The following is a 25,872-nucleotide window of genomic DNA, read 5'->3' on the forward strand; positions in this document are numbered from 1 at the left end:
ATGGCACCGCAGAACCGAAATCGCCGCACCTGGAGCAACCACCGACCGATGACCGTCGGCCTGTTGTCCGCGCTGCTGCTGATCGGCGGGCTGGCCGTCTGGTCGGTCAAAGCCAATATCTCGGGCGCGGTGATCGGCAAGGGCGCGATCGAGATGTCGACGGTAATGACAACCTTGCAACACCCCATCGGCGGTGTGGTCAAAGAGATCATCGCCGACAGCGGAGACAGGGTTGCGGCGGGCGATATCGTCGTGCGGCTGGACGACTGGCAATTGCTTTCTGATTTGAAAGTCGTCGAGGGTGACCTGTTCGAAGCATTGGCCAATATCGCCCGGCTGACGGCGGTGATTGATGAACGCACAAAGCTGGAATTGCATCCGCTGCTGGCCGAAGCTGCGGCGACGCGCCCGGCCATAGCGGCGATTGTGGGTCGCAATACCCGACAACTGGCGGCCCATTACGACACTCTGGAAACCGAACGGCGGCTGCTGGACGAGCAGAAAAAACAAATCGAATCGCAACTTGCCGGACTTCAGTCGCAACTTGCCGCCAAACAGGACGAAAAGCTGGTTCTCGGGCAGGAACTGACCAAGGCGCGGGGGCTTGAAAAAAAGCGTCTCATCAAAGCGTCCGAGATGTTTTCTCTGGAAAAGCAGGATGTTGCGGTCAGGGGCGAATTGGGGAAACTGAAGGCAAACATGGCCGAACTGCGCGGCAAGATCAGCGAACTCGAGTTGAAACGCCACCTTGTCGTCCCCAACGCCCTTGAGGAAGCGGTCGAGGAACTGAGCAAATTGCGCCCCGAACGCACCCGCCAACTGGAACGCCGGGCCAGCTTGCTCGACAGTCTTGGAAAACTGGACATCCGCGCGCCGGTCAGCGGCAAGATCCACGACTCACGAGTGCAGGGCCTGCGCAGCGTTGTTGTGGCGGCCAGCCCGCTGATGATGATCGTTCCCGACGGAGAGCCGGTCATCGTCAACGTGCGGATCTTTTCGACCGATATCGATCAGGTGCACGTCGGGCAGGATGCATCGCTGAAATTCTCGGCCTTCAACCGGCGGCGCATCCCGATTATTCTGGGTCAGGTGTCGCAGATTTCTGCCGACGCATTTTTGGACCCCACGACACGAAAAAGTTACTATGACGTTGAAATCATCCTTATGGACAACGAAATGGAGAAACTGGGCGGTCGTGACCTGTTGCCCGGAATGCCGGTCGAAGCGTTTCTTTCCACCGAGAGCCGCACCCCGCTGAACTATGTCCTGAAACCGCTGATGAGCTATTTTGATCGCGCGTTCCGCGACGCCTGAGCAGGCAAGCGTTGGCATCATTTCGGGCGGCTTCCTGCCCATGGCGCGAAACTTGGCGACGACAGGCAAATTCCGCTGTTCGGCCCCCCTTGCGACTCGGGCGGGCACGGGCCACAACCGGCATATGGCAACAGGCACACTTCATATCGATCTCGACGCGTTGGTCGCCAATTGGCGGGCGCTGAATGCATTGTCCGGACCGGGCGTCGAAACCGCCGCGGTGGTCAAGGCTGACGGTTACGGATTGGGCGCGGGCCGTGTCGCGCGCGCCCTGTCACGCGCCGGGGTGCGGCGCTTTTTTGTCGCCGTCGCCGAAGAGGGCGCGGCACTGCGGCAGGAATTGGGACCAGACCCCGAAATCTGCGTCTTTTCCGGCCATATGCCGGGCGACGGTGACATCCTGCACGATCTGACCCTGACGCCCATGTTGAACTCGATCGAACAGCTGACGCGGCACTTTGAATCCCTGCCCGGTCACCGGTTCGGCGTACAGCTGGACACCGGGATGAATCGGCTCGGGCTGGAACCGACAGAATGGGAAGCAGCCTGCCCGATCGTCATGGCCCAGGCGCCCCGCCTGCTGATCAGTCATTTGGCCTGTGCCGACGACCCCGAAGATCCGATGAACGGCGCGCAGCTGAACGCATTCCGCGACATGACCGACGGGTTGAACGTGCCGCGTTCCCTGTCCGGAACGGGCGGTATCCTGTTGGGGCCTGAGTATCATTTCGACGTGACCCGTCCGGGCATCGGAATGTATGGCGGCGCCCCGTTCACCGATGCGACTCCCGTGGTCCGCCTGTCGATTCCGGTGATTCAGACGCGTGATGTGGCTCCGGGCGAAACCGTCGGTTATGGCGCGTCCTGGACTGCCGAGGACGCGTCGGTGATCGCCACTCTGTCCGCCGGATATGCCGACGGACTGATCCGCGCCATGGGCGACGACGCGGTCCTGTTCGCCGAAGAGACCCCCTGCCCTCTGGCCGGGCGGGTTTCGATGGATCTTTTGACCGTCGATATCAGTCATCTGACCCGTGTGCCCGCGCAGCTTGATATCCTGTGCAATCAACAGACCATCGACGATCTGGCGGCGGCGGCAGGCACCATCGGTTACGAAATTCTGACCTCTCTTGGCACGCGTTATAACCGGCGTTATGCGGGCAGCGCCTGAGCGATTTGATCGCCGCGCGGTGCGAAACAGTCAGACCGATTTTCTCTCACTTTCGACCAATAACTGCCTTATTCTGCTGATAATTTCCGTCTAACTTGACACACTGACCACAGGCCGCTGTTTTTGGACTGGGTCAGTATGGGTGCATGTGGATGGGTAAGAGTATGGATCGATTGACGCTGCCGCCGTTTTCCGGCGTTGGGATGGTTGGGATGATTGCGCAGTCTGTTGCACTGGCTGCGATTGCGGTGCTTGGGGCTGTGATGGGCGGGGTGACGCTTTTATCGCTGACCGGCGTTCTTCCCTGGCTGGAAATCGAGGCTGGTTTTGGCGGCGTGTCCCTGCCTTGGGCCGGGATTGCATTGCAGTCAATATTTACAGTGTTTTGTATCAGCCTGTGCTTTTTCCTGCCGGCAAATCGCAGGATTCTCAAACTCGAACAAAGCCACCGCGACTTTCACGTCAACATGGAAGACGTGGCGCGCGCCTATCGCGTCAGCCACGCTGCCGACCGGACCGGGCTGTTTCGCGCGGCGTCGGAATTCGATTCGGTGCGCGAGCGGATCAACCACCTGCGCAACCATCCCGACCTTGGCGCGCTGGAACCCGGCGTGATGGAGGTGGCCGCACAGATGAGCCACGAGGCCCGCGAACTGGCCGGGGTCTATTCTGACGACAAGGTCCAGCGGGCCCGCGAATTCCTGCGCCACAGGCAGGAAGAGGCGGCGCGGATGCAAGAAACCATCGGTTTGGCGCGCGACACTTGCAGCCAGTTGCAGCACTGGCTGCTTGAGGTCCAGACGGAAGAAGCGCTGGTCAAACGGCACCTGTCGCGGCTTGAGAAAGACCTGCTGGAACTGATGCCCAAGCTGGGTTTCGAAATGTCGATCGAGGACCAGCCGCGCGGCGACACCGTGGTTCCGCTGAACCGGCCGAGGAGCGAACAGGCGACGCGCCAGTTGGCCCCGCCCCGCCCGGTCAACGAAAGCTGAATCGCACTCGGCCCCCGAACTGCCTTTGATACGGATCTTGCAACATCGATCCCGAATCGCGTCGCTGTCAGGTGCCAGTTCAGGCCGGCAAGGCTCGGCGCGACGTCGTGTTCGATCTGACGCACAGCTTTCGGCCCCTCGGTTCAGCCGGAAACGCTGCGGCAATGTCCCATCAAGCCTCGCGATCATGCCGACCGCACAACCCGGCCTTGCGCCCGCGCGCGGCGGACGGCAAAAGGCGGCATGGCGAAGACTCCTTCATTCTCATGCAATGCCTGCGGCGCGGTCCATAACAAATGGTCCGGGCGCTGTGATGCTTGTGGCGCATGGAATTCGATCGTCGAAGACGTGCCGATTTCCACTGGCCCGACCGCTCAGTCACTAGGCGCGAAAAAGGGCCGTCGCATCGCGTTGAGCGATCTGGCAGGCGAAGAAGCTCCGCCGCCACGCAAAGCCAGCGGGATCGGCGAACTTGACCGGGTGCTCGGCGGTGGTCTGGTGCCCGCCTCGGCGATCCTTGTGGGCGGTGACCCCGGTATCGGCAAATCGACGCTGTTGTTGCAGGCTGCGGCCAGTTTTGCGCGCGCCGGTCTGTCCGCAGTCTATGTCAGCGGCGAAGAAGCCACGGCGCAGGTGCGGATGCGCGCGCAGCGGTTGGAGCTGACGGATGCGCCGGTGCGGCTGGCAGCGGAAACCAACCTGCGTGACATCCTGACGATGCTTGAGGCGGAAAAGCCCGATGTCGCAATCATCGATTCAATTCAGACCATGTGGAGCGACCAGGTGAGCAGCGCGCCGGGATCGGTCAGTCAGGTGCGCGCGGCAGCCCATGAGTTGACGACATTCGCCAAACGCCATGGAGTCGCGGTGATTCTTGTGGGCCATGTGACGAAGGACGGCCAGATTGCCGGGCCGCGCGTGGTGGAACACATGGTCGACACCGTACTGTATTTCGAGGGCGAGCGCGGCCACCAGTTCCGCATTCTGCGCGCCGTCAAGAACCGGTTCGGTCCGGCAGATGAGATCGGCGTGTTCGAGATGACCGGCGAAGGTCTGGCCGAGGTGACGAACCCTTCGGCCCTGTTCCTGTCGGACCGTGAAGATCCGGCGCCGGGATCCGTGGTGTTCGCGGGGATCGAGGGCACCCGCCCGGTTCTGTGCGAATTTCAGGCGCTGGTCGCCCCCACCCCCCATTCGCAACCCCGCCGCTCGACCGTCGGTTGGGACGGGGGCAGGCTGGCGATGATTCTGGCCGTTCTCGAAGCGCGCTGTGCCGTGCCCTTTGCCGGGATGGATGTGTATCTGAATGTGGCTGGTGGGCTGCGGGTAAGCGAACCTGCCGCCGATCTTGCCGTTGCGATGGCCCTGCTCAGCGCGCGCGAAGATATCGCTCTGCCGCCGCAATCGGTGGTTTTCGGGGAAATAAGTCTCAGTGGTGCCCTGCGTCCGGTCAGTCAGACCGAAAACAGGTTGAAAGAGGCGCAGAAACTTGGTTTCACCGCAGCCATCGCGCCCGAGCGCAGCAAAATGACAACAACCGCCGGTCTGGCGATGCGGCAGTACCGCGATCTGACCGGTCTGGTGGGCGATATGTTCGGAGCGGGCTGAGACAGTCTCGGAAAGGCGTGGGGTATGGAAGGTTTTACGATCATCGACGGGGTCGTCGCTGGTGTCATCGTCATCTCGGCGATACTGGCCTATTCGCGAGGTTTCGTCCGCGAGGCGATGGCCATTGTCGGCTGGATTGCGGCCGCCGTGCTGGCGTTCATCTTTGCGCCACAGGTCGAACCTCTGGTGCGCGAGATCCCGGTCTTGGGCGATTTTCTGGGCGACAGTTGCGAGTTGGCGATCATCGCCGCCTTTGCCACCGTCTTCGCGGTGGCCTTGGTGCTGGCATCGATTTTTACCCCGCTGTTTGCCGGGGCGGTCCAGCGCTCGGCGCTTGGCGGGGTCGATCAGGGGATCGGCTTTCTGTTTGGCGTGGCACGGGGTGTGCTGTTGGTGGCCGTGGCGATGGTGGTCTATGACCGCGTGGTGACGACCGAGGCGATCCCGATGGTTGACGACAGCCGCACGGCAAAGATTTTCGCCCGCGCACAGGTCAGCATCGACGAACAGATCCCGACCGATGCCCCCGGCTGGATCGTTTCGCGCTATGAACAACTGGTCGGCGACTGCGGGTCCTGACCTGCGGCCAGATGCGCCCTGCACGTCATTGACAGAAGCGATTTACAGAAACTGAACGATTTTCCGGCCCGAATGCACACGGGCCGGAACCGTGACCCGCACCCTTTCGTTGACTCAGTGAAGCAAACGAAAGGACCACTCCCATGGCCGAACGTAAAAGATCCCACGACGGAACCCGCGAGACCGATGAATTCATCGACGACGAAGCAACCCCGTCGCAGCAAGGCCGCTCTCAGGGCGGGCTAGAACGCGCGGTTGGCACACGTGATGAACTGGCCAATGCCAAACAAGGCAAGGCAACAACCCGCGTTACAAAGTCGGATGAAAAGGGCCAGGGCGACCTTGGCGGACGCCACGGCACGGGGGAAAAGTGATATGACGCGGCTTACCAATGGCACTTGGGTGCTGATCGCTGATGGCGAAAAGGCGATGTTTCTTGAAAACGTCACCGATGGCGAAGATCCGCACCTGCAGGTGCGACGCATCGAACAGCAGGACAATCCAAAGGACATTGACCAGTCCGCCAATCGCCCCGGCCGCATGCAAGAGGGTCGCCCGGGCGGTGACAGCTCTGGCCCCCGCTCTGCATTTCAGGACACGGATTGGCATCAACTGGCCAAGGACCGGTTTGCCGACGATCTGGCGGCATTGCTGTTCCGGCAGGTGCATCGCGGCGATTTTGACGCAATCGTCATCGTTGCCGCCCCCGGTGTGCTGGGCGAGTTGCGCAAGGAAATGCACAAAGAGGTTTTGGCCAAGGTGGTCGCTGAAATTCCGAAAACCCTGACCAATCACTCGTTGCAGGATATCGAAAAACTGGTGAAGGCCGAACTGGCCGCGGCCTGACATGAAAGCGGTGTCCGCCCAGTCTGGACGGACACCGCATCTCGTTCAGTCATCACCGGCCGCAGATCGCGCGGACCTCAGATCAGGCGGACTTGCGCGCCGACCGGAACCAATTGGAACAGTTCGGCAATCTGCCGATTGTAAAGCCCGATACAACCCGACGACGAACGGCGGCCGATCTTGCGCGTGTCGTGTGTGCCGTGGATCAGGTAAGCGGGCCACGACAGATACAACGCGTGGGTGCCCAGCGGATTGTCTTCGCCAGCGGGCATGAAGGTCGGCAGGGTGGGATCACGCTCGCGCATGCTCGACGTCGGAGTCCAGGTCGGACCCTCTTTCTTGCGCACAACCTCGGTATATCCCAGACGGGTCAGCTCTTCGTTCAGCGGCACCGAGGTGGGGTACATCCGGTAATCGCTGCCATCCGCTGCCCAGTAATGCAGGGCGCGCGACGTGGTATCGGCAACAATCGTTACCTTACCCAGCGTGTCAAAGTGATCCTGCCAGGCTTGGGTCTGGAACGATGACGCATTGCGGCGCGCGTTCTCGCCCGAACGCTCGTTGTCATTCAGGCCCTGCGCCCGCAGGATTGATGGCGTGGCCAGCGTGGCGGTGGTGATCGCCAACATGTGGCGACGGGAAAATCTGTTCATCTTACGCTCCTTCGTTATCCGTGGCCCGGTAGCATCCAACGCCCGGATCGTCCCAACAGTTCCTGTCATAAAACCCGATCATAGCCAAGCGTCACCCTGCTCTGTCACGGCTTTGTCACTGACCGTGTCATGCGTGCAAAACTGTGTGGGCCCCGATTGCGGCACGATGGTGATCGGACCAAGTTGCGGCAGCGGTCCCGGAACCTCCGGAACCAAGTTCTTACAGGATCTGCGGTCGGCGTAATCGTTCCTGCTCAGAAACTGGCGCGCCGGTGATCCCCCGATTCGCGGCGTCGTGACGCAGTCATGGTGATCGTTTCGTGACACTGGCGGCCCGACACTCTATGTCACAACCCATCTGCCACAGGATTCGGAGCGTCAGCAATGCGCGACCTGCCCCCAGCCAACCCATTCGACGATGACAAGCTGAAAGAAGAATGCGGCGTCTTCGGCGTCACCGGCGTGGTCGATGCCGCCAATTTCGTGGCACTCGGCCTGCACGCACTGCAACACCGCGGACAAGAGGCCGGCGGAATCGTCAGCCACGATTCGGTACAGGGTTTCAACTCGGCCCGGCGATTCGGGTATGTGCGCGACAATTTCACCAAACAGTCACTGATGGACACTCTGCCCGGGCCACTGGCCATCGGGCATGTCCGCTATTCCACCTCCGGCTCCAAAGGCCACACCCAGATGCGCGACGTGCAGCCATTCTTTGGTGAATTCTCCCTGGGTGGCGCAGCAATCGCCCACAATGGTAACATCACCAACGCCGATGCGCTGCGCCGCGAATTGATTGGCGCCGGTTCGATCTTTCAGTCGTCATCCGACAGCGAATGTATCATCCACCTGATGGCCCGGTCCCTGCAAAGGAAAGTGCCAGAACGGATGCAGGACGCCCTGCGCCGGGTCGAAGGCGCGTTTTCGATTGTCGCGATGACCCGGACCAAACTGATCGGTGTGCGCGATCCGCTTGGCGTGCGGCCGCTGGTGCTCGGGCGTTTGGGTGACGGCTGGGTGCTCAGCTCGGAAACCTGCGCGCTCGACATCATCGGCGCGCGCTTCGAACGTGACGTCGAACCGGGCGAAATGGTGGTGATCGAAGACGGCGAATGCCAAAGCCATCGCCCCTTCCCGCCGCAGAAATCGCGGTTCTGCATCTTTGAACACGTGTATTTCTCCCGCCCCGATTCCATCCTCGGCGGGCGGTCGGTCTATGAGACCCGCCGCCAGATCGGTGTGGAGCTGGCACGCGAGGCTCCGGTTGAGGCCGATCTGGTTTGCCCGGTCCCCGACAGCGGCACCCCCGCAGCGATCGGCTATGCAGCCGAGTCCGGCATTCCCTATGGTATGGGCATCATCCGCAACCAGTATATGGGCCGGACCTTCATCGAACCCACCGAACAGATCCGCAACATGGGCGTGCGTCTCAAGCTGAACGTCAACCGCGCGCTGATCCGCGGCAAACGGGTGGTGCTGGTCGACGATTCCGTGGTGCGTGGCACGACGTCGATCAAGATCCGTGAGATGATCCTCGATGCCGGTGCCGCTGAAGTGCACTTTCGCATCGCCTCCCCGCCCACCGCCTGGCCCTGCTTTTACGGCGTCGACACCCCCGAGCGGGACAAGCTGTTGGCCGCCTCCATGTCGGAGGAAGAAATGCGCGACCACCTCAACGTGGACTCCCTGCGCTTCGTTTCGCTCGACGGTCTTTATCGCGCCGTCGGCGAAGTGAAGGGTCGCAATCCCGATCAACCACAGTATTGCGACGCATGTTTTTCCGGCGATTATCCCATCGTTCCCGCCGATATGATCGATAAGGGCTTTCACATGAAGGCTGCCGAATAGCCCAAGATACCCTTACCGGGAAACCGCCGGATCGAAATCCGGCCAATCCCGGGAAGGATGTCGAGTGCATTCAAAACCATCCTGCGCCAACCACCGGCTTCTTCTTTGCATAAATACTCCCGCCGGAGGCTCCGACGCCGCCACCCCCACTCCCCCGAGGCAGATCACCCAAATGACAAAAATCGCCCTGATCACCGGCGCATCGCGCGGCCTTGGCGCCGCATTGGCCAAAGCGCTGGCCCCGACCCATCATATCGTCGCCGTTGCCCGCACCGTCGGCGCGCTCGAAGAGCTTGACGATGCGATCAAGGAACTTGGAGGCACCACGACGCTTGCACCAATGGATGTCGCCAATGCCGACGCGATGGCACATCTGTGTCGGTCGATCCATGATCGCTGGGGATCTGTCGACCTCTGGGCGCATACTGCGATCCATGCCGCACCGCTGACCCCTGCCGCGCATCTTGACGCCCGGGACTGGACGAAATCCGTGACGCTGAACGCAACCGTCACAGCGACACTGATCCCCATGGTCGCGCCCTTGCTGGGAACCACGGGGCGCGCGTTGTTTTTTGACGATGCACGGGGCGGAACAAAGTTTTTCGCCGCTTACGGGGCCAGCAAGGCCGCGCAGATCGCGCTGGCGCAGAGTTGGCAAGCGGATTCCTGCCGCACCGGCCCCGCCGTTCACATCCTGTCGCCCGAACCGATGCCCACCGCGACCCGGGCGCGGTTCTTTCCCGGTGAAGACCGCGCCGCACTTACCCCCTGCGAAGACGAGGCGGCGCGGCTTCTGGCATTGCTGGACCAGCTCTGAACTTTCCACCCCTTCTGCCGCTTGCCGCCCGCCCGTCGCTCCCCTATTGAGGGGGGCAGCAGGAAAGGCGAAATGTTGCGCATTCTCATTACAAACGACGACGGGATCGATGCCCCCGGGCTAAAGATCCTGACCGAAATCGCGACCGAAATCGCCGGTCCGCAGGGCGAGGTCTGGACGGTCGCACCCGCGTTCGAACAATCGGGCGTGGGCCATTGCATCAGCTATACCCACCCGTTCATGGCGACGGAACTTTCGCCGCGGCGGATCGCTGCCGAAGGGTCGCCCGCTGACTGCGTTCTGGTCGCGCTACATGACGTCATGCCCCACCGTCCCGATCTGGTGCTGTCCGGGATCAACCGTGGCAACAATTCGGCCGAGAACACGCTGTATTCCGGCACCATCGGCGCCGCTATGGAAGCGGCGTTGCAGGGGCTGCCTGCCATCGCGCTCTCACAATATATGGGCCCGGTCACCCGCACGCTGGACAATCCGTTTGAAGCGGCAGCAGCCCATGGTGTCGCCACCGTGCGCGCTCTGCTGGAGCGTGGACTGTGGGAAAACGAAGATTACCGACTGTTTTACAACGTCAATTTTCCGCCCGTCGCCGCAGCGGATGTCAAAGGCATCCGCGTGGCACCACAGGGGTTCCGGCGCGGCACAGCCTTTGGGCTGGAACCGCACATGTCGCCCTCGGGGCGCAGGTTCCTATGGGTGCGTGGCGGTCGCCAGGACATCGACACGGAACCCGGCAGCGACGGCAACGTCAACCTTGTCGGATACACCTCGGTGACCCCGATGCGCGCCGATCTGACGGCGCATGACAGTTTGGATGCACTGAAAGCCGCGTTGGAATGACATTTGACCCGGAACGCAAGATGCAGTTCCTGTTTGCCCTGCGATCCAAGGGTGTCACTGACAAGCGCGTGCTGGAAGCGATGGAGCGTATTGACCGGGGGATCTTTGTGCGCGGCATCTTTGCCGAGCGCGCCTATGAAGATATGCCCCTGCCCATCGCCTGTGGCCAGACGATCAGCCAGCCTTCGGTTGTCGGGTTGATGACCCAGGCGCTGGACGTGCAACCGCGCCACAAGGTGCTGGAGATCGGCACCGGGTCGGGATATCAGGCGGCGGTTCTGTCGATGCTGGCCCGGCGGATCTATACCGTTGACCGGCACAAGCGGCTGGTCCAAGAGGCGCGCATCATCTTCGACCGGCTGAACCTTACCAATATCACCGCTTTTGCCGCCGACGGCAGCCGCGGTCTTCCCGAACAGGCGCCCTTTGACCGCATCCTTGTCACAGCCGCGGCCGAAGATCCGCCCGGCCCCCTCTTGGCGGAATTGCGCATTGGCGGTATCATGGTTCTGCCGGTCGGTCAGTCGGACGCGGTGCAAAGCCTGATCAAGGTGACGCGCCACGAAACGGGGTTCGACTATCAAGAACTGCGTCCGGTGCGTTTTGTCCCTCTTCTGGAAGGGTTGGGGCAGGATTGATCCCATGCCGCCGGCCCTTCCCATGGGCGAAACCACAGGCGGAACCACACGCGGAACGCGCGCGTCCACAGAAGACGCCGCAAAGTTGAGGACGACAGAAATGACCCAAACGACCGGTGCCCGGCAACGCACCTTGCTGACCGGCGCAGCGGCGCTCCTTGCGCTTGGCGCCTGTGCCAATTCGGGCTACGACCTCGACTTGCGTGGCAATTTTGGCGATGCCTTCCACACCAAGACGGCAGTGCAGAACGTACCGACCGAACCGCGGCCACGGCCCGACAATCGCGGGTTGATTTCCTATCCGGGATATCAGGTGGCAGTGGCGCGCACCGGGGACACCGTGGGTGACGTCGCCGGACGTGTGGGTCTTTCGGCCGACGAACTTGCAACTTACAATGGAATTCCGCGCGGGCAGAAATTGCGGCGCGGCGAAATCATCGCCCTGCCCCGCCGGGTTTCCGAACCCTCGCCTGCCACCGGGTCTGCGGTAACCGGGCCGATCATACCGATCACGTCCCCCGCGATCCGCACGCCCGAGACGGTATCGGTGGTGCCGCTCGACTCGGCTTCGTCGTCAGCCACATCCGCAAACGCGGCCAATACTGCCGCCCCAAGCGGTCAGGAACCCGCGCGCCACAAGGTCAAGCGTGGCGAGACCGCATATTCCATCGCGCGGCTGTTCGGCGTGCCGGTGAAATCACTTGCCGAATGGAACGGGTTGACCGGCGAATTGGCCATCCGCGAAGGGCAGTATCTGCTGATTCCGGTGGCCGTTCCGGGCGCTGTGCCGGTGATCGATGCAGCCACAAAACCCGGCAGCGGCACCGTGGCACCCGTGCCGCCCAGTGCGGCCAGCCCGCTGCCCGACAAGAATGAAACCGCCGACAAGCCGAAGGAAACTCCGCCGTCACCGAATCTGGCCGGAACGCAGACCAGCGCCAGCGATACCGCCCGTTTCGCACTGCCGGCATCGGGTCCGATCATCCGGACCTTCTCCAAGGGCAAGAACGACGGCATCGACATTTCGGCCGCGGCCGGATCGCCGGTGCGTGCCGCGCAAACCGGCACCGTCGCCGCAATCACCCGCGATACCGACCGGGTTCCGATTATCGTGCTGCGCCACTCTGGCAACATTCTGACCGTCTATGCCGGGGTTGAAGACGTGACCGTCGAAAAGGGCGAAACGGTCAAGCGCGGTCAGGCAATCGCCAAGATTCGCGCCTCGGCCTCTCCCGGTCTGCATTTCGAAGTGCGCGAGGGCTTCGACAGCGTCGATCCCGAACCCTATCTGAAATAGCCTGCCGAGCGCGGTTGCACTGCTGAATGCGGATGCGCCGCGCCGGACCACACTGATCCGACCGATTCAGGCAGGCGGCCCTATCTGTCGCCTGCAGGATCGATGCGACCCTCGGCATCTTGCCGCTCGGTCGCCGCGTCACTGTCCGGTCCCGAGTCTTTGCCCGGCTCGTGATCGGTTTCGTCCGGCACTTGCGCAGCGGCGGGGGCTTCCACCGCTCTGGCCCAGATCGGCAGGTGGTCCGATGCCAGCGCCGTCATCGGCGTATGCATCACCCCCATGTCGCGCAGATCCAGCAGGCCATTGGTGACGAACCTGTCCAGCGCCACAAAGGGCTTGCGGGCGTGAAATGTTCGCCCCGGCATGTGTAGGGTGAACTGGCGCGAAAGCCTCCCAAGTCCGACCGTGTTGGAAAACTCGTTGAAATCGCCGGTAATTATTGTAGGTCTGGGTGGCAGATCGGCCAGACATCCAATCAATCGCGTCAATTGAAGACGTCTGGAGCGCCGCAAAAGACCCAAATGCACACCTGCCACACGGATGGGCCCGGTCGCGGTATCCAGATCGGCAACCAGCGCGCCACGCGGTTCAAGCCCCGGCAGATCCACATGGACGATCCGCACCACCTGTGTCGTCGGGCGGATCAGGATCGCGATCCCGTGCCACCCGAGACTGACGGGGCTGCGGGCCACCTCTACTGGCACCAATCCGGTTTGCGCGGTTATCAACGCGGCGGACAGCGCGGCAGGCCGCGCACCAAGCCGCAGGTCCGCCTCTTGCAACACCGTGACATCGGCGTCCAACGCGGCGATGACGGATGCGATCCGCTCGGGGTCGCGGCGGCGGTCAGTTCCCAGCGCTTTGCGGATGTTGTAACTTGCAATGCGGATATCCAGTGTCACGGCGTCGGCCCTCCTGGCCCGAAAGTTTCTTTGGTCGATCTCCCGGCCATTCGTCGCAGCGGGCCGGTCAGCAACACCAGCTTGGCCGCACACGCCCACAGCACCGGTTCGGGGCCGAAAAGCAAGGTTCGGGCGCGAAACATTCCGAACCCTCACAGGTGGTTTTCGTGCCCGTTGCCATTCGCGCTCTGACTCCGGCGCCGATCAACCGGACGATCGACACCCCGTCACACCGCAAGTGACCGCAAGTGACCGCAAGTGACCGCAGACAACGACATAGGGCTGACCGTGCCACCATTCAAACCGGTTTCGTGGACGGCAGGCCCGATTTTATCCGTCTCCCCGGTTCAGGCGGAGGCGCCCTGACATTGGGCTGCCCCGGTTTTGTAGACGTCTACTTGGTGATTTTAGAACAAGCGAGCCACGGATACCAATATTGGAGTCGGCTTTTCAGGCCGATTGAAGACGCTGGTGCGCAGATTGTTGAGCGTGACATTGCGTTCGGCGTATTGGCCGGGCCGCTCAGCGGCATTTTTCGGACTCAGGGAAAGCGCAATCAGGCGGCAACGAGAGTGGCTGACCGAATATGCCGCCGCCCGTATCCCTTGACCGGAAAGTCCCCGCATCGCGAAATCCCGGGAGCGGTGAATTTGCGAGCGGAGTCCATCGCCTTACGTCCAAAAGCCCGGATCAAGGCCAAGCAGGTCGATTGACAGCCAAGACGAGCAGTTGCTTTTAACTCTGGGTCGCGCTGCACTGATGAAAAAAGAAAGCCTTCGCAACAAAACTGCCGATTTCACTCAATGGCGTATTCTTTGTTCATTCTGCATATGTTACGCACTTAATTGACATATGGAGTTTACGACATGAAATCAATTCTTGCCGCCAGCCTGCTTTTCGCAACAACCCTTACCGCGCCCGCCTTGGCCGAGACCCGCATCGCGATCGATGTCGCAAGAGATCGTGATGCTTGTCACGGCATGGAAGTTGTTCAGGCCCGTTTCGAGCCCGGCAACCGTCTTGTCGTGACGTGCGGGACTAACCCTGCCGCGCTTCCAGCTGCGGCAGGTGTGGCTGCAATCGTCCCTGCCACCAACGTCGTGCCTTTGCTTGGCGGACTGGCCCCGGTTATCGGCGTCGGTGTCGTGGTAGCCGGTGTCGCTGCAGCTGCCGGCGGATCGTCGACCTCGGACACTCAGTAACCGAAAATACCCGGCGAATCAGCACTGTGCGATTCCCATGCGGATCAACTGGACACCGGATACCTTATAGTATCCGGTGATCCGGTGTCGGGCCGTCGTCATGAACCAGTTTTTCAACTGAGTCGGATAGTGATCGGCGATGACTTCGCTCCAGTATTCGAAATCGGCGTGCGTCAGTGGGCGGCCATAGGACGATGGGCCGTGAAAGCCCAAGGTCGCATTCGGATCGACACAGACATCCCCTGCCCCCAAGTACATCGTACAGGATGACAGACAGATCGGTCCCCGAATTTCGACCCTTTGTCTGAGGGCGCGAATCCTGTTGATTGCATCGGCGCGCTGTCCGATCACCCCACCCCTGTCATTTCGAACGACGATGTTCGTTTGCTGCGCGGCCGCAGGCACAGATGTCACCAAGATGCCTCCAAAGACCAAGAGACCACACAGCCGTATTGCTCGCGCGAAAGCCCGCATCATTCCACTCCTCTACCCCTAATACCCCTGCCAAAGCTGTCAGGGGCCCCATGCCCGAGCATGATGCAAAAAGGTTGCAAGAGCGTTCACGGCACTCTGGGCGTGGCGAGGGAAATCAGTGGATGGAACTTTTGATTACCGCAGCACCGCTCAGACCGTGACGCAGATTTCGAAAGAGGGAGCGGAGGGGTCGCATCTATCCGGAATTTTGTCGGCTTGGCCAAGACCGCATCCGTGTGCGGTTTGGCGCTGCCTGGGTCATCTGGATCGCGCATCTACATCGGCGGCATTTCATAAACCGGCACCCGGCGCGGTTATACGATTGGGCGGCATTCCGCCGCTGCACGTCCCTGTGAAAGCCGTACAGGGAACGTCTTTGCGAGGCGTTCGTTTGTCTGATGTCTGACGTTACAAACGGAGTACAAAATGTTCATTTCCACTGTAAAATACACGGCTGCATCGATCGCCGCCTGCGCAATGCTCGCTCTGCCGGCCTTTGCGGAAGAGATGAAATTTACCGCAGATCTCACCGCGGGGGCCGAAGTTCCTCCGACTGAAAGTGCCGCGACCGGCACCGCCGATGTTACGGTCGACACTGAAGCAAAGACGGTGTCCTGGGTCGTCACTGTCGAAGGTCTGACAGGTGACGCAACAGCGGCACATATTCACGGCCCCGCCGCGATGGACGAAAATGCGGGCCCGGCGATTGACATGTCCGACGCTATCATGGAGGGCAGCGCCGACATCACCGATGAGCAGATCGGCGAGCTTGGCGACGGGAAATACTATGTGAACGTGCACACAGAAGAGTATCCGGATGGGGAAATTCGCGGACAGCTGACGGCCGCTGAATAACCTCTGCCGCCACTCTAGGTAGATCAAAGTTGAACGGGCGGGGATGGTTCATTCCCGCCCGTTTCGTTCGGCTTCAGGCTTGTTCGCGCAGTGAGGATACCATCGTTCCAATCGCGTCCTGAAGGTCAACGTCGCGAAACGGCTTGCCCAGCACTTTGCAGTTGCCCAGACCGGCGGCCGATGGAACATTGATACCGCCCGTCGCAAAGATCACCGGCAGGTCCGGGATCAGGTGCCGGGCGTCCTGCGCCAATTCCTCACCTGTCCGATCCGGGAGTCCGACATCGGTGACCAGCAGATCGACCGCCTCGGACTTCAATATGTCGAGAGCCTTCTGGGCGCTTCCGGCCTCCAGCACCGTACATCCGGCATCGCGCAATCCGTCAGCGATATCCGTTCGGATCAATATGTCATCCTCGCAGACCAGAATGCGCAACCCGTCGAATTGCAGTGTTTTGGGCTGAGTGCAGTGGTGTGGCAGGGGTGCGGTGTTTGTGTTGGGCGACAGGACCGGCACACCGTTACCACCGAGAACCGCGCGGATTTTCTGCGCCAGATCCGACTGCCCGTAGGGCTTGCTGAGCAGTTGGATCCCCTCGTCCAGACGCCCATTGTGCACGATGGAATCCTGCACATAGCCCGAGGTGAAAAGCACGGGCACTCCGGGCCTTAATCTGTGCATCTGTTCTGCCAACGCGTGACTGGTGATTTCCCCCGGCATCACCACATCGGTGAACAGAAGGTCCAGCTGTTGGCCGCTTTCCACGATGCTCAGCGCATGTTTGGCGTCAGAGGACGGGAGAACCGTATACCCGAGATCCGTCAACATGTGGAAAGTGGTTTGGCGGACTTCATCATCATCCTCGACCAGTAGAATTGTCTCGGATCCACCCGACAGCCCGCGCGCCTCGGCCGGCTGCATATCCTGCACGTCCTCAAAGGACCGCGGCAAATAGATTGTGATCGTCGTCCCAGCGCCCGGAACACTTTCAATGATGACGTGCCCGCCGGATTGCTTGGCAAAGCCATAGACCATCGACAGGCCGAGCCCGGTGCCATGACCGTCTTCCTTGGTGGTAAAGAACGGCTCGAATATCCGCGCGACTGTCTCGGGCTGCATCCCGCATCCGGTATCGGTAACGGCGAGCGCCACATATTGCCCGGCCGCCACGTCCGGATGAGAGTGGGCGTAAGCCTCGGTGAAATCAGCGTTGCCAATATCAATCGACAGTGTGCCCATTCCGTCCATCGCATCCCGCGCGTTGATCGCCAGATTCAGAAGGGCATTCTCCATGTTATTGGGATCGACGTTGGTATTCCAAAGCGCGTCTTCGTACCGGGTCACCAGCTCCACGCCCTCGCCTATGGCGCTGCGCAGGATCTCGGTCGTGTCGCCCAGAAGTCGGCTCAGGTTGGTGACCACCGGTGCCAGCGGCTGTTTGCGCGCGAAAGACAACAGCTGCGACGCGAGGGTCGCACCGCGCATGACGCTTTTCATCGCCTGATCAATGCGCACCTGCCCGGGCGAGTCCTGTGGAATCTCACGGGCTGCCAGTTGCAGATTGCCGGTGATGACCTGCAGCAGGTTATTGAAATCATGCGCGATACCGCCTGCGAGACCGCCGATCGCTTCCATCTTCTGGCTTTGGCGCAGGGTTTCATGCAGCTCTTGCAGGTCCTGATTGCGCTTTGCCACACGGGTTTCCAGCGTCGCATTCAACTGGGCAATCTGGGCTTCGGTATTCTTGCGATCCTCGATATCGGTGTTGGTTCCGACCCAACCGGTCAATAACCCATTGTCCGCCCTCAGAGGTGACGCGCGCACCAGATGCCAGCGAAAACTGCCATCCGCCTTGCGAATGCGGAATTCGTGCTCATAGGTAACGCCCTGCGCAATCGCATCGGCCCATTTTTCCACTGTCGCTTCAAGGTCGTCGGGATGAACCACGCGTTCCCAATTGCCCCCGTACAACTCACCTTCGCGGTATCCGGTAAAGTTATAGGTACGGTCATTCAACCAGGTCAGGCCACCGTCCTGATCGGCAGTCCAGACCTGATTTGGCATGGTCTGCGCCATCGTTCTGAACTTTTCGCGGGTCGCCGTCAGCGTAGCTTCGGCAATTCCCTGCCCTGTTACATCATGCCCCTGAACAAACACCCCGATTGAAGCACCCGTGTCGTCCTTCAGCGGATGAGCGAAGAAATCAACGAACCGTTGCTCTAATTGTCCATCGGGCGTTGGTTGGATCAGCGCGGACATGCCCTTCATCGACACCGCTTCACCTGATGCGTAAACCTGATCGAGCAGTTCAAAATAGCCCTGTTGGGCGAGTTCGGGCAGTGCTTCGCGCACCGGCAGGCCAATGACATCCCGGCCGCCAATCAGATCTGTATAGGACTGGTTGGTGATCTGAAAAATATGCTGCGGCCCATTCAAGATCGCAATAAAGCTCGGTGCCTGATCGAAAGCCGACTGGAAGAACCCCATCATCGTTCCAAGCGCCAGATTTTCGGTTGCGACGGCTTCCGCCCGCTGCACCATAGCCGCGCGCTGCGGAAGATCATCTGTGATCGCGCCCGCCTCACCCCGATAAAGCCCGGTCACATCCATCGTGTTTTGCAGGATGAACTCCACCTGTCCCTCTGCATTCAGGATCGGGGTGTGTGTCGCGCTCCAGACGCGTTCTTCGATCTCGCCGTCGGCAGTCTCGATGGGATAGGGAATCAACGGCAGGTGATCGGTTTGACCGGTCGCAAGCACCCTGCGGAACGAGGCGCGCAACATTTGATCGGACACGGAATCCGGCGGGGCCGGAAATTCCTCGGTCATGAGCCGCCCGATCAATGTGTCCCGTTCGCGGCCGGTCACTTTGATATAGGCGTCATTGGCCCAGACCATCCGCAAATCCGGATCAAGAAGGACATAGGGCGAAGGCGATGCGGCAAAAAGCGCGTCAAGATCGATCCGCATGGTCAAGGTCTCAGCTTTCGTTCATGTTGGCATTTTCACAAAGCAATGCGTAATAAAAGTGTTGCTGTAAAGCGTTGGAAAGTGGCGCGCTTAAAGACACCTTTGGGTAACTTCACTTGTGGTAGTTTTCTGTTGAGCTGTTTCAACTGTAGATTGAAACAGGGAGGTCTTGCGAGGGGTGTTGCCGAACCTCTGTGCGATCTGCAATTGCAAACATCCAAGTGCTGCCGATGATTGCTTGCGCACCCTTGATTGTCGCCCCTGTCCTCTGCCGTGACGCTAAAAACAGGCCGATCACGTGTTCAAGATCCGACACGCCAGATCCGATTGGGTGGGCCAATCCGTCACTCTCATGATTTGCATCAGACCAACGCCGGGCGACAGGTTGCGACCCGATCGAGACATCCACACCACATCGCTCGACAGGTGATATCGGCAGCCCAAACTGGATCTGGCCGTTTCATTTGCAATTACCTGCGGTGCGATGGGATTTTGGGAAGCATTGCGTTCTGCATCGTGCAATCGCCCGCCATTTCCACCAACATCTCTTGCAACAACGCGAATTTTAGCGGGCCAATCAACCCAAATCCCCACGCTACACGATCCGTTTCGGACGACGCAAAGGTCAGGACGATTGCGCACCGATGCGCCGGGCAAGGCGTACCTCAAGCTGCACCAGAGCATCATAGATAAGTACCGCGAACAATCCGACGATCAGCCCGCCTTGCAGCACATAGGCGGTGTTGTTGGTCAGAAGCCCGGCAATGATCACCTCGCCCAGAGTCCGGGCAGCGACGGTCGAGCCAATCGTCGCGGTGCCGAGCGCAATCACCACAGACAGCCGGATACCCGTCAGTATCACAGGCAGCGCAAGGGGCAGTTCCACCCGCACCAAGCGTTGCCAACGGTTCAGCCCGATGCCCCGCGCCGCCTCCATCGTGGCGGGTGGCAGGGTCGACAGTGCCGCGATCGCATTCTCGAAGATCGGCAGCAGACCATAGAGGAACAGCGCAACCAGTGTCGGCCCCGCGCCAAACCCCAGCGCCGGCACGGCCAATGCCAGAACGGCGACCGGTGGAAAGGTCTGCCCCATGTTGGTAATCGTGCGCGACAACGGGCGAAACGCGGCCCCCGCCGGTCGGGTCACGAGGATGGCCAGCGTCACGGCAATCAACGTCGCAGCCGCCGACGCCGCCGCCACCAGACCCAGATGGCTGAGAGACAGCGACAGCAGCGACACACGGTCATAGATCACCGGGCCGCCTTGCGGTGCAAAGGGCGCGAAAACTGGCGTGAACCAAGCAGGCCGTAGGACCAGCGCCAACAGCAGCAGGACCAGGGCCGGTCGCAGGACAGTGCCGATCCTCATGGGTGGACCCGTGCGCGGGCGCGAATGGCGTCGAAGGTCACGCGCCCGACGCGCCTGCCGTCCTGCTCGACCGGAACCGCGCTGCGTCCGGTCCACAGACAGGCCGAAAGCGCGTCACGCAGGCTTGCCCCGACCTGCAGCGCTTCGCCTTCGGCTGTGCCTGCCTCGACCAGATCCGAGACGGGAACGAGTGACAAAAGGCGCAGCGGGCGCTCCACTTCGCCCACCATGCTGGCCACGAAATCCGTCGCGGGCCGGGTGATGATCTCGGCCGGGGTTCCGTGCTGCACAAGCCGACCGGCATCCATGACCGCCACCCTGTCGCCAAGGCGCATTGCTTCTTCCATGTCATGGGTGACCAACATGATGGTCGACCCCAACTGTTGCTGGATGCGGCGCAAATCTTCCTGCGCGCGGGTGCGGATGACCGGATCAAGCGCACCAAAGGGTTCATCCATCAGCAAAAGATCGGGCCGCGACGCCAACGCCCGCGCAACGCCCACACGCTGCTGCTGTCCGCCCGACAGCGCGGCAGGATAGCGGTCACGGAATGTCGCAGGCTCCATCGAGAACAGCGTCAGCAATTCATCGACCCGTGCGCGGATCTTGTCGGCAGACCAGTTCAGCAATTCCGGCACGGCGGCGATATTGCGCGCCACCGTATGGTGCGGAAACAGCCCGTGACCCTGAATCGCATAGCCGATACGCCGCCGCAGGATATGTGGCTTTACCGCCAAGGTGGATTCGCCATTGATCCGCACCTCGCCAGAACTGGGTTCTTCCAACCGGTTGATCATCCGCAACAGCGTCGTCTTGCCCGAACCAGAGGTGCCGACGATCACGGTGATCGTGCCCGTCTCGACCGTCATCGTCACGGAATCCACTGCCCGCACGCCGTTATAAGTCTTGGTGATCCGGTCAATCTCGATCATGGGGTTGTCTCCGGTGTCGGGCGGACCAGATCCACGAGGATGTCCATCACGATGGCGGCCACAAGGGCCAGTACGACAGTGGGCAACGCGCCCAGCAGGATAAGATCGGTCGCCGTCTGATTGAGCCCCTGAAAGACAAAGGTGCCGAAGCCACCGCCACCGATCAGCCCGGCGATCACGGCAAGCCCGATATTCTGCACCAGCACAATGCGCACCCCGGTCAGGATAATCGGAAGGCCCAGTGGCAGTTCGACCCGCACAAGGCGCTGTCCGGGGGTCATGCCCATGCCCCGCGCCGCTTCGATCGCGGCGGGTGGCGCTGAGGCAAGTCCGGCCACGGTATTGCCGACCACCGGCAAGAGCGAATAGAGCACCAGCGCCACAAAGGCCGGCGCAAAGCCGATCCCCGCAATCCCGATGGCCTGAGCGCCCGGCACCGTTTCGCCGACCCAGCTGAAAATCGGGATCATCAGGCCGAACATGGCAAGTGACGGAATGGTTTGCAAAAAACTCAGCACCGGCAGGGTCATGCCGCGCAGATCTGCACGGCCATGGCACAGCACCCCCAAGGGAAAGCCGATGACCGCTGCCGCCGCGAGCGAGCCGAAGGCCAACCCCAGATGGCGCAGCGCGGCGTCGAGAAACCCGTTTTTCCGGCTGGCGAATTCCTGCAGGACCGACAGATCCGCAAGCGCACCGGACCACAGAACCAACGCCAGCGCCGACAATACCGCCGTCAGAAGACCGGCGCGCGCGAATGGTCCCGGGGTCAGGTCGGCAAGGGCATCGGCCATGAGCAGCATGAGAACGGTGAACAGACACCAGAACCCGATCGCCGGCGAAACGCGCGCATATTCCCCCGCCCCGTCCAGCAGCGCAGGTGCGCCCTGCATCAACAGCCACAGCAACCCCGCAAGACCCAGTATCGCCCCGCCAAGACGCAGGCGCGGCCAAACGCGGGGCACCCCAAGGGCCAGCCCCACCGTCACCGCTACAATGCCGACAAGGGTCTCTCCGGCTCCGGCCAGGCTCCAGACCTTCACGCCTTGACCCTCGACGATGCGGTTGGCGGAAATTGTCATGAACGGCGCAAGCAGCGCTCCCAACCCCAGTGCCGCGAACAGCAGCCCGGGCGCAGAAACAAAGCGCCCGGGTTGTGTCACGGATATTCCGTGGAGGCTCAGTCCAGTATCCCCGCTTGGGTAAGGTAATCGCGGGCCACCGTTTCGGACGGCTCACCGCCAACCTGAATCCGGCCGTTGAGCTTTTGCAGCGTTGCCATGTCCAGCCCGGCAAAGATCGGGTTCAGCACTTCGGGAATCGAGGGATATTCCACGAGCACCTGAGTGCGGACGATCGGTGTCGGCTCATAGACTGGCTGCACGCCCTTGTCGTCTTCCATCACCACAAGGCCCGTCGCGCCGACCCCGCCATCCGTGCCATAGACCATGGCCGCGTTCACGCCCGAAGTTCCGCGCGCCGCCGCCTGAATTGTCGCGGCGGTATCGCCACCGGACAGAATAATCGTCTGATCCTGCGATAACTCGAACCCATAAGTCTCTTGCATGGCGGGCAGAACTGCCGGAGAGGACACGAATTCGGTCGAGGCGGCAAGTTTCAGCTCACCACCGCCACTCACCCATGCCCCGAAGTCAGACATGGTGACCAGATTGTTTTCCTCGGCAACAGGGCCAGTCACGGCAATCGCCCAAGTGTTGTTTGCCGGGGCCGAGTCGAGCCAGGTGATACCGTTCTGCGAGGCATCCAGTTCTGTCGCCCGATCATGCGCCGCCTTGGCGTCTTTCCAGACATCGCTATCGGCTTCGTTGAAAAAGAACGCCGCGTTGCCAGTATATTCGGGATAAATGTCGATCTGGCTGGCCAGCAGCGCCTCGCGCACGATCTGCGTGCCGCCAAGTTGCAGCCGACGCTCAACCGGCAGGCCGGCATCTTCAAGCGCAAGCGCAATGATGTGGCCCAACAGCCCACCTTCGGTATCGATCTTGGACGAGACAGTGATATCGGCATGGGCTACAGTGGCCAGCGCGCTTGTCAGGGTGGCGGCGGCGGCAAAGACAAGACGGATCTTCATGGCGGTTTCAGCTCCTTGAAAAGATGTTCCCAACAGGGTTGAATTGGTCTGTGCCCAGAACATAGCGTGACATGCGCGACCGCCAAGTCCCGCAATTTCGCTTCTGTTTCAGATTCGCAATTCACCATCTGGCCAAAGCAAGACCGCCGCTGCCGGTCTTTTACCCGTTCCCCGCGCAAATATCAGCCAGAGTGACGCCGAGCGCCCACCCTCGCAGCGCAGAAATGCCGGGGGCTTCGGATCATCACCAAAACAGCCGGGGCTGTTATCGTCGATCAGCGATCGAAGGAGTGTTTCAGGCTTGCAAGCGGCGAACGGCGGGCAAAATAAACCAGCCATTTGGCACTGTTGCGCTCCACCGCGCCTGTCATCTCGGTGCCACCAGAGCAGCCGGCCCCGGTGACACCAATATTTACAATATACTTGAATTCATTTCGAAATCTCGCGGGATCGGGGCAACCAAACCAAGGTTGCCCCGGACCGGTTTCAGAGCAGCGTCAGCAGTTTGCGCGCCGCTTCTTCCGAGGACGCGGGGTTCTGCCCGGTCACCAGCTTACCATCGGTCACAACGAAGGATGCCCAATCGTCACCCTTCTTATAATTGCCACCGTTGGCCTTCAGCATGTCTTCGACCAAGAATGGCACGACATCAGTCAGGCCGACGCCCTCTTCCTCGGTGTTGGTAAACCCGGTCACGGTCTTGCCGGACACCAGAGGTTTGCCGTCCGCGCCCTTGGGATGCTTGAACACGGCGGGGGCATGGCAAACCGCCCCGATGGGACGGTCAGTGGCGGCGAAAGCTTCGATCAGCGCCTTGCTCGAGCCATCTTCGGCCAGATCCCAGAGGGGACCATGCCCGCCGGGATAGAAGATCGCATCGAACCCGTCGGCAGAAATGGTCGACAGGACTTCGGTGTTGGCCAGAACCTTCTGCGCAGCGTCGTCACCCTTGAAACGCTTGGTGGCGTCGGTCTGGGCGTCTTCCGCGTCGCTTGACGGATCAAGCGGCGGCTGACCGCCCTTTGGCGACGCCAGCGTGATGTCAGCCCCTGCGTCCTTGAAGACGTAATAGGGGGCCGCAAACTCCTCAAGCCAGAAGCCGGTCTTGTTGCCAGTGTCGCCCAACTTGTCGTGCGACGTGAGAACCATGAGTATTTTCATCGGTTGTTGCCTCTTGATCTGTATGTTTCAGGCGCTCAGCTTGATGACGCGTTTGCCAAAAGCCTCGCCGTTCAACAGGCCAACAAATGCTGCGGGGGCCTGTTCCAATCCGTCGATCATTTCCTCACGGTATTGGATCTTTCCTTGCTTCACCCAGTCGCCCATCTGCTTGGCGAACTCGGGATAGTGTTGGCCGAAATCATCAAAAACGATAAAGCCTTGCATGGTCATCCGTTTGCGCAGGATCGTGCCAAGCAGCAGGTTCAAGCGGTCCGGGCCATCCGGCAGCGACGTCGCGTTGTACTGCGAAATCAGGCCGCAAACCGGGATACGGGCCGAGGGGTTGAGCAAAGGCAGGACCGCATCAAAGACCGCACCGCCGACGTTCTCGAAATAGACGTCGATGCCATCGGGAACGGCAGCTTTCAGCGCCGAGGCAAAGCCATCGGCCTTGTAGTCGATACAGGCGTCAAAGCCCAAAGTATCGACGACATGGGCGCATTTTTCGGCACCACCGGCGATGCCGACAACACGCAAGCCGAGGATCTTGCCGATCTGGCCGACGGTTGCACCAACCGGCCCGCTGGCCCCGGCGACAACAAGGGTCTCACCCGCCTTTGGCTTACCGATCTGGGTCAGGCCCGCCCAAGCGGTGAGGCCCGGCATCCCCAGCACTCCAAGCGCCCAGGAGGGGTTTTCGGGCTTCTTGCCCATGTTGATCACGCCAGTGCCGTCGGACAGTGCGTAATCCTGCCAGCCGCCAAAAGCGACGACCCAATCGCCTGTCTCAAAGCCCTTCACATCCGACGTTACAACCTGCGAAACCGTGCCGCCCACCATCACGCCACCGATTTCAACCGGCGCAGCATATGAGGGTGCATCACTCATCCGGCCGCGCATGTATGGATCAAGTGACAGGAATTCGTTGCGCAACAACATCTGGCCCTTGCCAGCTGTTGGCCGATCCTCGGTTTCCAGCCGCAGCGTTTTGTCGTCCGGTTCGCCCTTCGGGCGCTCGGCCAGAACGAATTTGCGGTTCTGAGTGTCGGATTGTGTCATGGAAAGAGTCCTTGTCTGGTCAGACCTGCTGTTTGGTCCGTTTTCTATAAGGAGGCCGAAACCCGCATGTCACAACGGTCCGGTCTCGCAGGGATGAGAGATCAGCGGTAAGCACCGGCTGATACGTCAATCTTTAGCTATGACCGGAGAACTCGAATACAATGCCAACGGGTCTTCGACATGGACCTTCGCCGGGGTTTAACGCGACGGAAGTTGTCGCGTACCGGCATCCGG

General features: G+C 61.0%; 24 protein-coding genes. 14 read left to right on the forward strand and 10 right to left on the reverse strand.

Annotated elements, in window-relative coordinates; all coding sequences use genetic code 11:
- From FQ320_RS07025 to FQ320_RS07055, 7 genes are all read left to right on the forward strand, one after another.
- Positions 1-1,314: an HlyD family type I secretion periplasmic adaptor subunit gene (locus FQ320_RS07025; RefSeq protein ID WP_148470998.1), complete on the forward strand. Its 1,314-nt coding sequence runs from the start codon at positions 1-3 to the stop codon at positions 1,312-1,314.
- Positions 1,315-1,438: 124 nt separating this feature from the next.
- On the forward strand, positions 1,439-2,485 hold the full coding sequence (gene alr, locus FQ320_RS07030; RefSeq protein WP_148471113.1) for an alanine racemase: 1,047 nt from the start codon (positions 1,439-1,441) through the stop codon (positions 2,483-2,485).
- Positions 2,486-2,649: 164 nt separating this feature from the next.
- Positions 2,650-3,477 carry a DNA repair protein gene (locus tag FQ320_RS07035; protein WP_148470999.1) on the forward strand — a complete coding sequence of 276 codons (828 nt, stop codon included), beginning with the start codon at positions 2,650-2,652 and terminating at the stop codon, positions 3,475-3,477.
- 243 nt (positions 3,478-3,720) lie between these two features.
- Positions 3,721-5,085: a DNA repair protein RadA gene (gene radA / locus FQ320_RS07040; RefSeq protein ID WP_148471000.1), complete on the forward strand. Its 1,365-nt coding sequence runs from the start codon at positions 3,721-3,723 to the stop codon at positions 5,083-5,085.
- Positions 5,086-5,109: 24 nt separating this feature from the next.
- Positions 5,110-5,664: a CvpA family protein gene (locus FQ320_RS07045; RefSeq protein ID WP_148471001.1), complete on the forward strand. Its 555-nt coding sequence runs from the start codon at positions 5,110-5,112 to the stop codon at positions 5,662-5,664.
- Between the two features lie 143 nt (positions 5,665-5,807).
- Positions 5,808-6,038 carry a hypothetical protein gene (locus tag FQ320_RS07050; RefSeq protein ID WP_148471002.1) on the forward strand — a complete coding sequence of 77 codons (231 nt, stop codon included), beginning with the start codon at positions 5,808-5,810 and terminating at the stop codon, positions 6,036-6,038.
- 1 nt (position 6,039) lies between these two features.
- Positions 6,040-6,510 carry a host attachment family protein gene (locus tag FQ320_RS07055; RefSeq protein WP_148471003.1) on the forward strand — a complete coding sequence of 157 codons (471 nt, stop codon included), beginning with the start codon at positions 6,040-6,042 and terminating at the stop codon, positions 6,508-6,510.
- A 77-nt stretch (positions 6,511-6,587) separates the two neighbouring features.
- Here FQ320_RS07055 and FQ320_RS07060 read toward each other — a convergent pair whose 3' ends face one another.
- The gene (locus tag FQ320_RS07060) at positions 6,588-7,163 is read right to left on the reverse strand and encodes a L,D-transpeptidase (protein WP_148471004.1); all 576 of its coding nucleotides are present in this window, start codon (positions 7,161-7,163) and stop codon (positions 6,588-6,590) included.
- Positions 7,164-7,547: 384 nt separating this feature from the next.
- Between FQ320_RS07060 and purF the strand changes: the two genes are divergently transcribed.
- The 5 genes from purF (at position 7,548) to FQ320_RS07085 (ending at position 12,621) form a co-directional block, all read left to right on the forward strand.
- Entirely contained in the window at positions 7,548-9,011 is a 1,464-nt protein-coding gene (gene purF, locus FQ320_RS07065) for an amidophosphoribosyltransferase (RefSeq protein WP_148471005.1), read from the forward strand.
- A 172-nt stretch (positions 9,012-9,183) separates the two neighbouring features.
- Positions 9,184-9,828, forward strand: a complete 645-nt coding sequence (locus tag FQ320_RS07070) for an SDR family oxidoreductase (protein WP_148471006.1) — start codon at positions 9,184-9,186, stop codon at positions 9,826-9,828.
- Between the two features lie 75 nt (positions 9,829-9,903).
- Positions 9,904-10,686, forward strand: a complete 783-nt coding sequence (surE, locus tag FQ320_RS07075; protein WP_148471114.1) for a 5'/3'-nucleotidase SurE — start codon at positions 9,904-9,906, stop codon at positions 10,684-10,686.
- Complete coding sequence (locus FQ320_RS07080; RefSeq protein WP_148471007.1) at positions 10,683-11,324, forward strand: protein-L-isoaspartate(D-aspartate) O-methyltransferase; 642 nt, start codon at positions 10,683-10,685, stop codon at positions 11,322-11,324. The genes surE and FQ320_RS07080 overlap by 4 nt, the downstream gene beginning before the upstream one ends.
- 100 nt (positions 11,325-11,424) lie before the next feature.
- Positions 11,425-12,621, forward strand: a complete 1,197-nt coding sequence (locus tag FQ320_RS07085; protein WP_148471008.1) for a M23 family metallopeptidase — start codon at positions 11,425-11,427, stop codon at positions 12,619-12,621.
- A gap of 80 nt (positions 12,622-12,701) precedes the next feature.
- Here the strand turns inward: FQ320_RS07085 and FQ320_RS07090 are convergent, their stop codons facing one another.
- Entirely contained in the window at positions 12,702-13,523 is an 822-nt protein-coding gene (locus FQ320_RS07090; protein WP_255509399.1) for an endonuclease/exonuclease/phosphatase family protein, read from the reverse strand.
- A gap of 866 nt (positions 13,524-14,389) precedes the next feature.
- Here FQ320_RS07090 and FQ320_RS07105 point away from each other — a divergent pair.
- Positions 14,390-14,725 (forward strand): hypothetical protein, encoded by a 336-nt coding sequence (locus FQ320_RS07105; protein ID WP_148471011.1) that lies wholly within the window; start codon positions 14,390-14,392, stop codon positions 14,723-14,725.
- 18 nt (positions 14,726-14,743) lie between these two features.
- Here the strand turns inward: FQ320_RS07105 and FQ320_RS07110 are convergent, their stop codons facing one another.
- On the reverse strand, positions 14,744-15,139 hold the full coding sequence (locus FQ320_RS07110; protein WP_255509400.1) for a hypothetical protein: 396 nt from the start codon (positions 15,137-15,139) through the stop codon (positions 14,744-14,746).
- Positions 15,140-15,625: 486 nt separating this feature from the next.
- Between FQ320_RS07110 and FQ320_RS07115 the strand changes: the two genes are divergently transcribed.
- Positions 15,626-16,054, forward strand: a complete 429-nt coding sequence (locus FQ320_RS07115; protein WP_148471013.1) for a CHRD domain-containing protein — start codon at positions 15,626-15,628, stop codon at positions 16,052-16,054.
- A 73-nt stretch (positions 16,055-16,127) separates the two neighbouring features.
- Here FQ320_RS07115 and FQ320_RS07120 read toward each other — a convergent pair whose 3' ends face one another.
- The 7 genes from FQ320_RS07120 to FQ320_RS07150 all read right to left on the reverse strand — a co-directional run bounded on the left by FQ320_RS07120 (position 16,128) and on the right by FQ320_RS07150 (position 25,638).
- Entirely contained in the window at positions 16,128-19,025 is a 2,898-nt protein-coding gene (locus tag FQ320_RS07120; protein WP_148471014.1) for a PAS domain-containing protein, read from the reverse strand.
- A gap of 625 nt (positions 19,026-19,650) precedes the next feature.
- Positions 19,651-20,394 carry an ABC transporter permease gene (locus FQ320_RS07125; RefSeq protein ID WP_148471015.1) on the reverse strand — a complete coding sequence of 248 codons (744 nt, stop codon included), beginning with the start codon at positions 20,392-20,394 and terminating at the stop codon, positions 19,651-19,653.
- Positions 20,391-21,326 carry an ABC transporter ATP-binding protein gene (locus tag FQ320_RS07130; RefSeq protein ID WP_148471016.1) on the reverse strand — a complete coding sequence of 312 codons (936 nt, stop codon included), beginning with the start codon at positions 21,324-21,326 and terminating at the stop codon, positions 20,391-20,393. The genes FQ320_RS07125 and FQ320_RS07130 overlap by 4 nt, the downstream gene beginning before the upstream one ends.
- Entirely contained in the window at positions 21,323-22,489 is a 1,167-nt protein-coding gene (locus FQ320_RS07135; protein WP_255509401.1) for an ABC transporter permease, read from the reverse strand. Before FQ320_RS07135 ends, FQ320_RS07130 begins: the two co-directional genes overlap by 4 nt.
- 17 nt (positions 22,490-22,506) lie before the next feature.
- Entirely contained in the window at positions 22,507-23,418 is a 912-nt protein-coding gene (locus FQ320_RS07140; protein ID WP_148471017.1) for an ABC transporter substrate-binding protein, read from the reverse strand.
- Between the two features lie 486 nt (positions 23,419-23,904).
- On the reverse strand, positions 23,905-24,579 hold the full coding sequence (locus FQ320_RS07145; protein ID WP_148471018.1) for a type 1 glutamine amidotransferase domain-containing protein: 675 nt from the start codon (positions 24,577-24,579) through the stop codon (positions 23,905-23,907).
- A gap of 27 nt (positions 24,580-24,606) precedes the next feature.
- Positions 24,607-25,638 (reverse strand): NADP-dependent oxidoreductase, encoded by a 1,032-nt coding sequence (locus FQ320_RS07150; RefSeq protein WP_148471019.1) that lies wholly within the window; start codon positions 25,636-25,638, stop codon positions 24,607-24,609.
- Positions 25,639-25,872: the final 234 nt, after the last annotated feature.

This window comes from Oceaniovalibus sp. ACAM 378, assembly GCF_008085915.1.
Classification (GTDB): Bacteria; Pseudomonadota; Alphaproteobacteria; order Rhodobacterales; family Rhodobacteraceae; genus Oceaniglobus.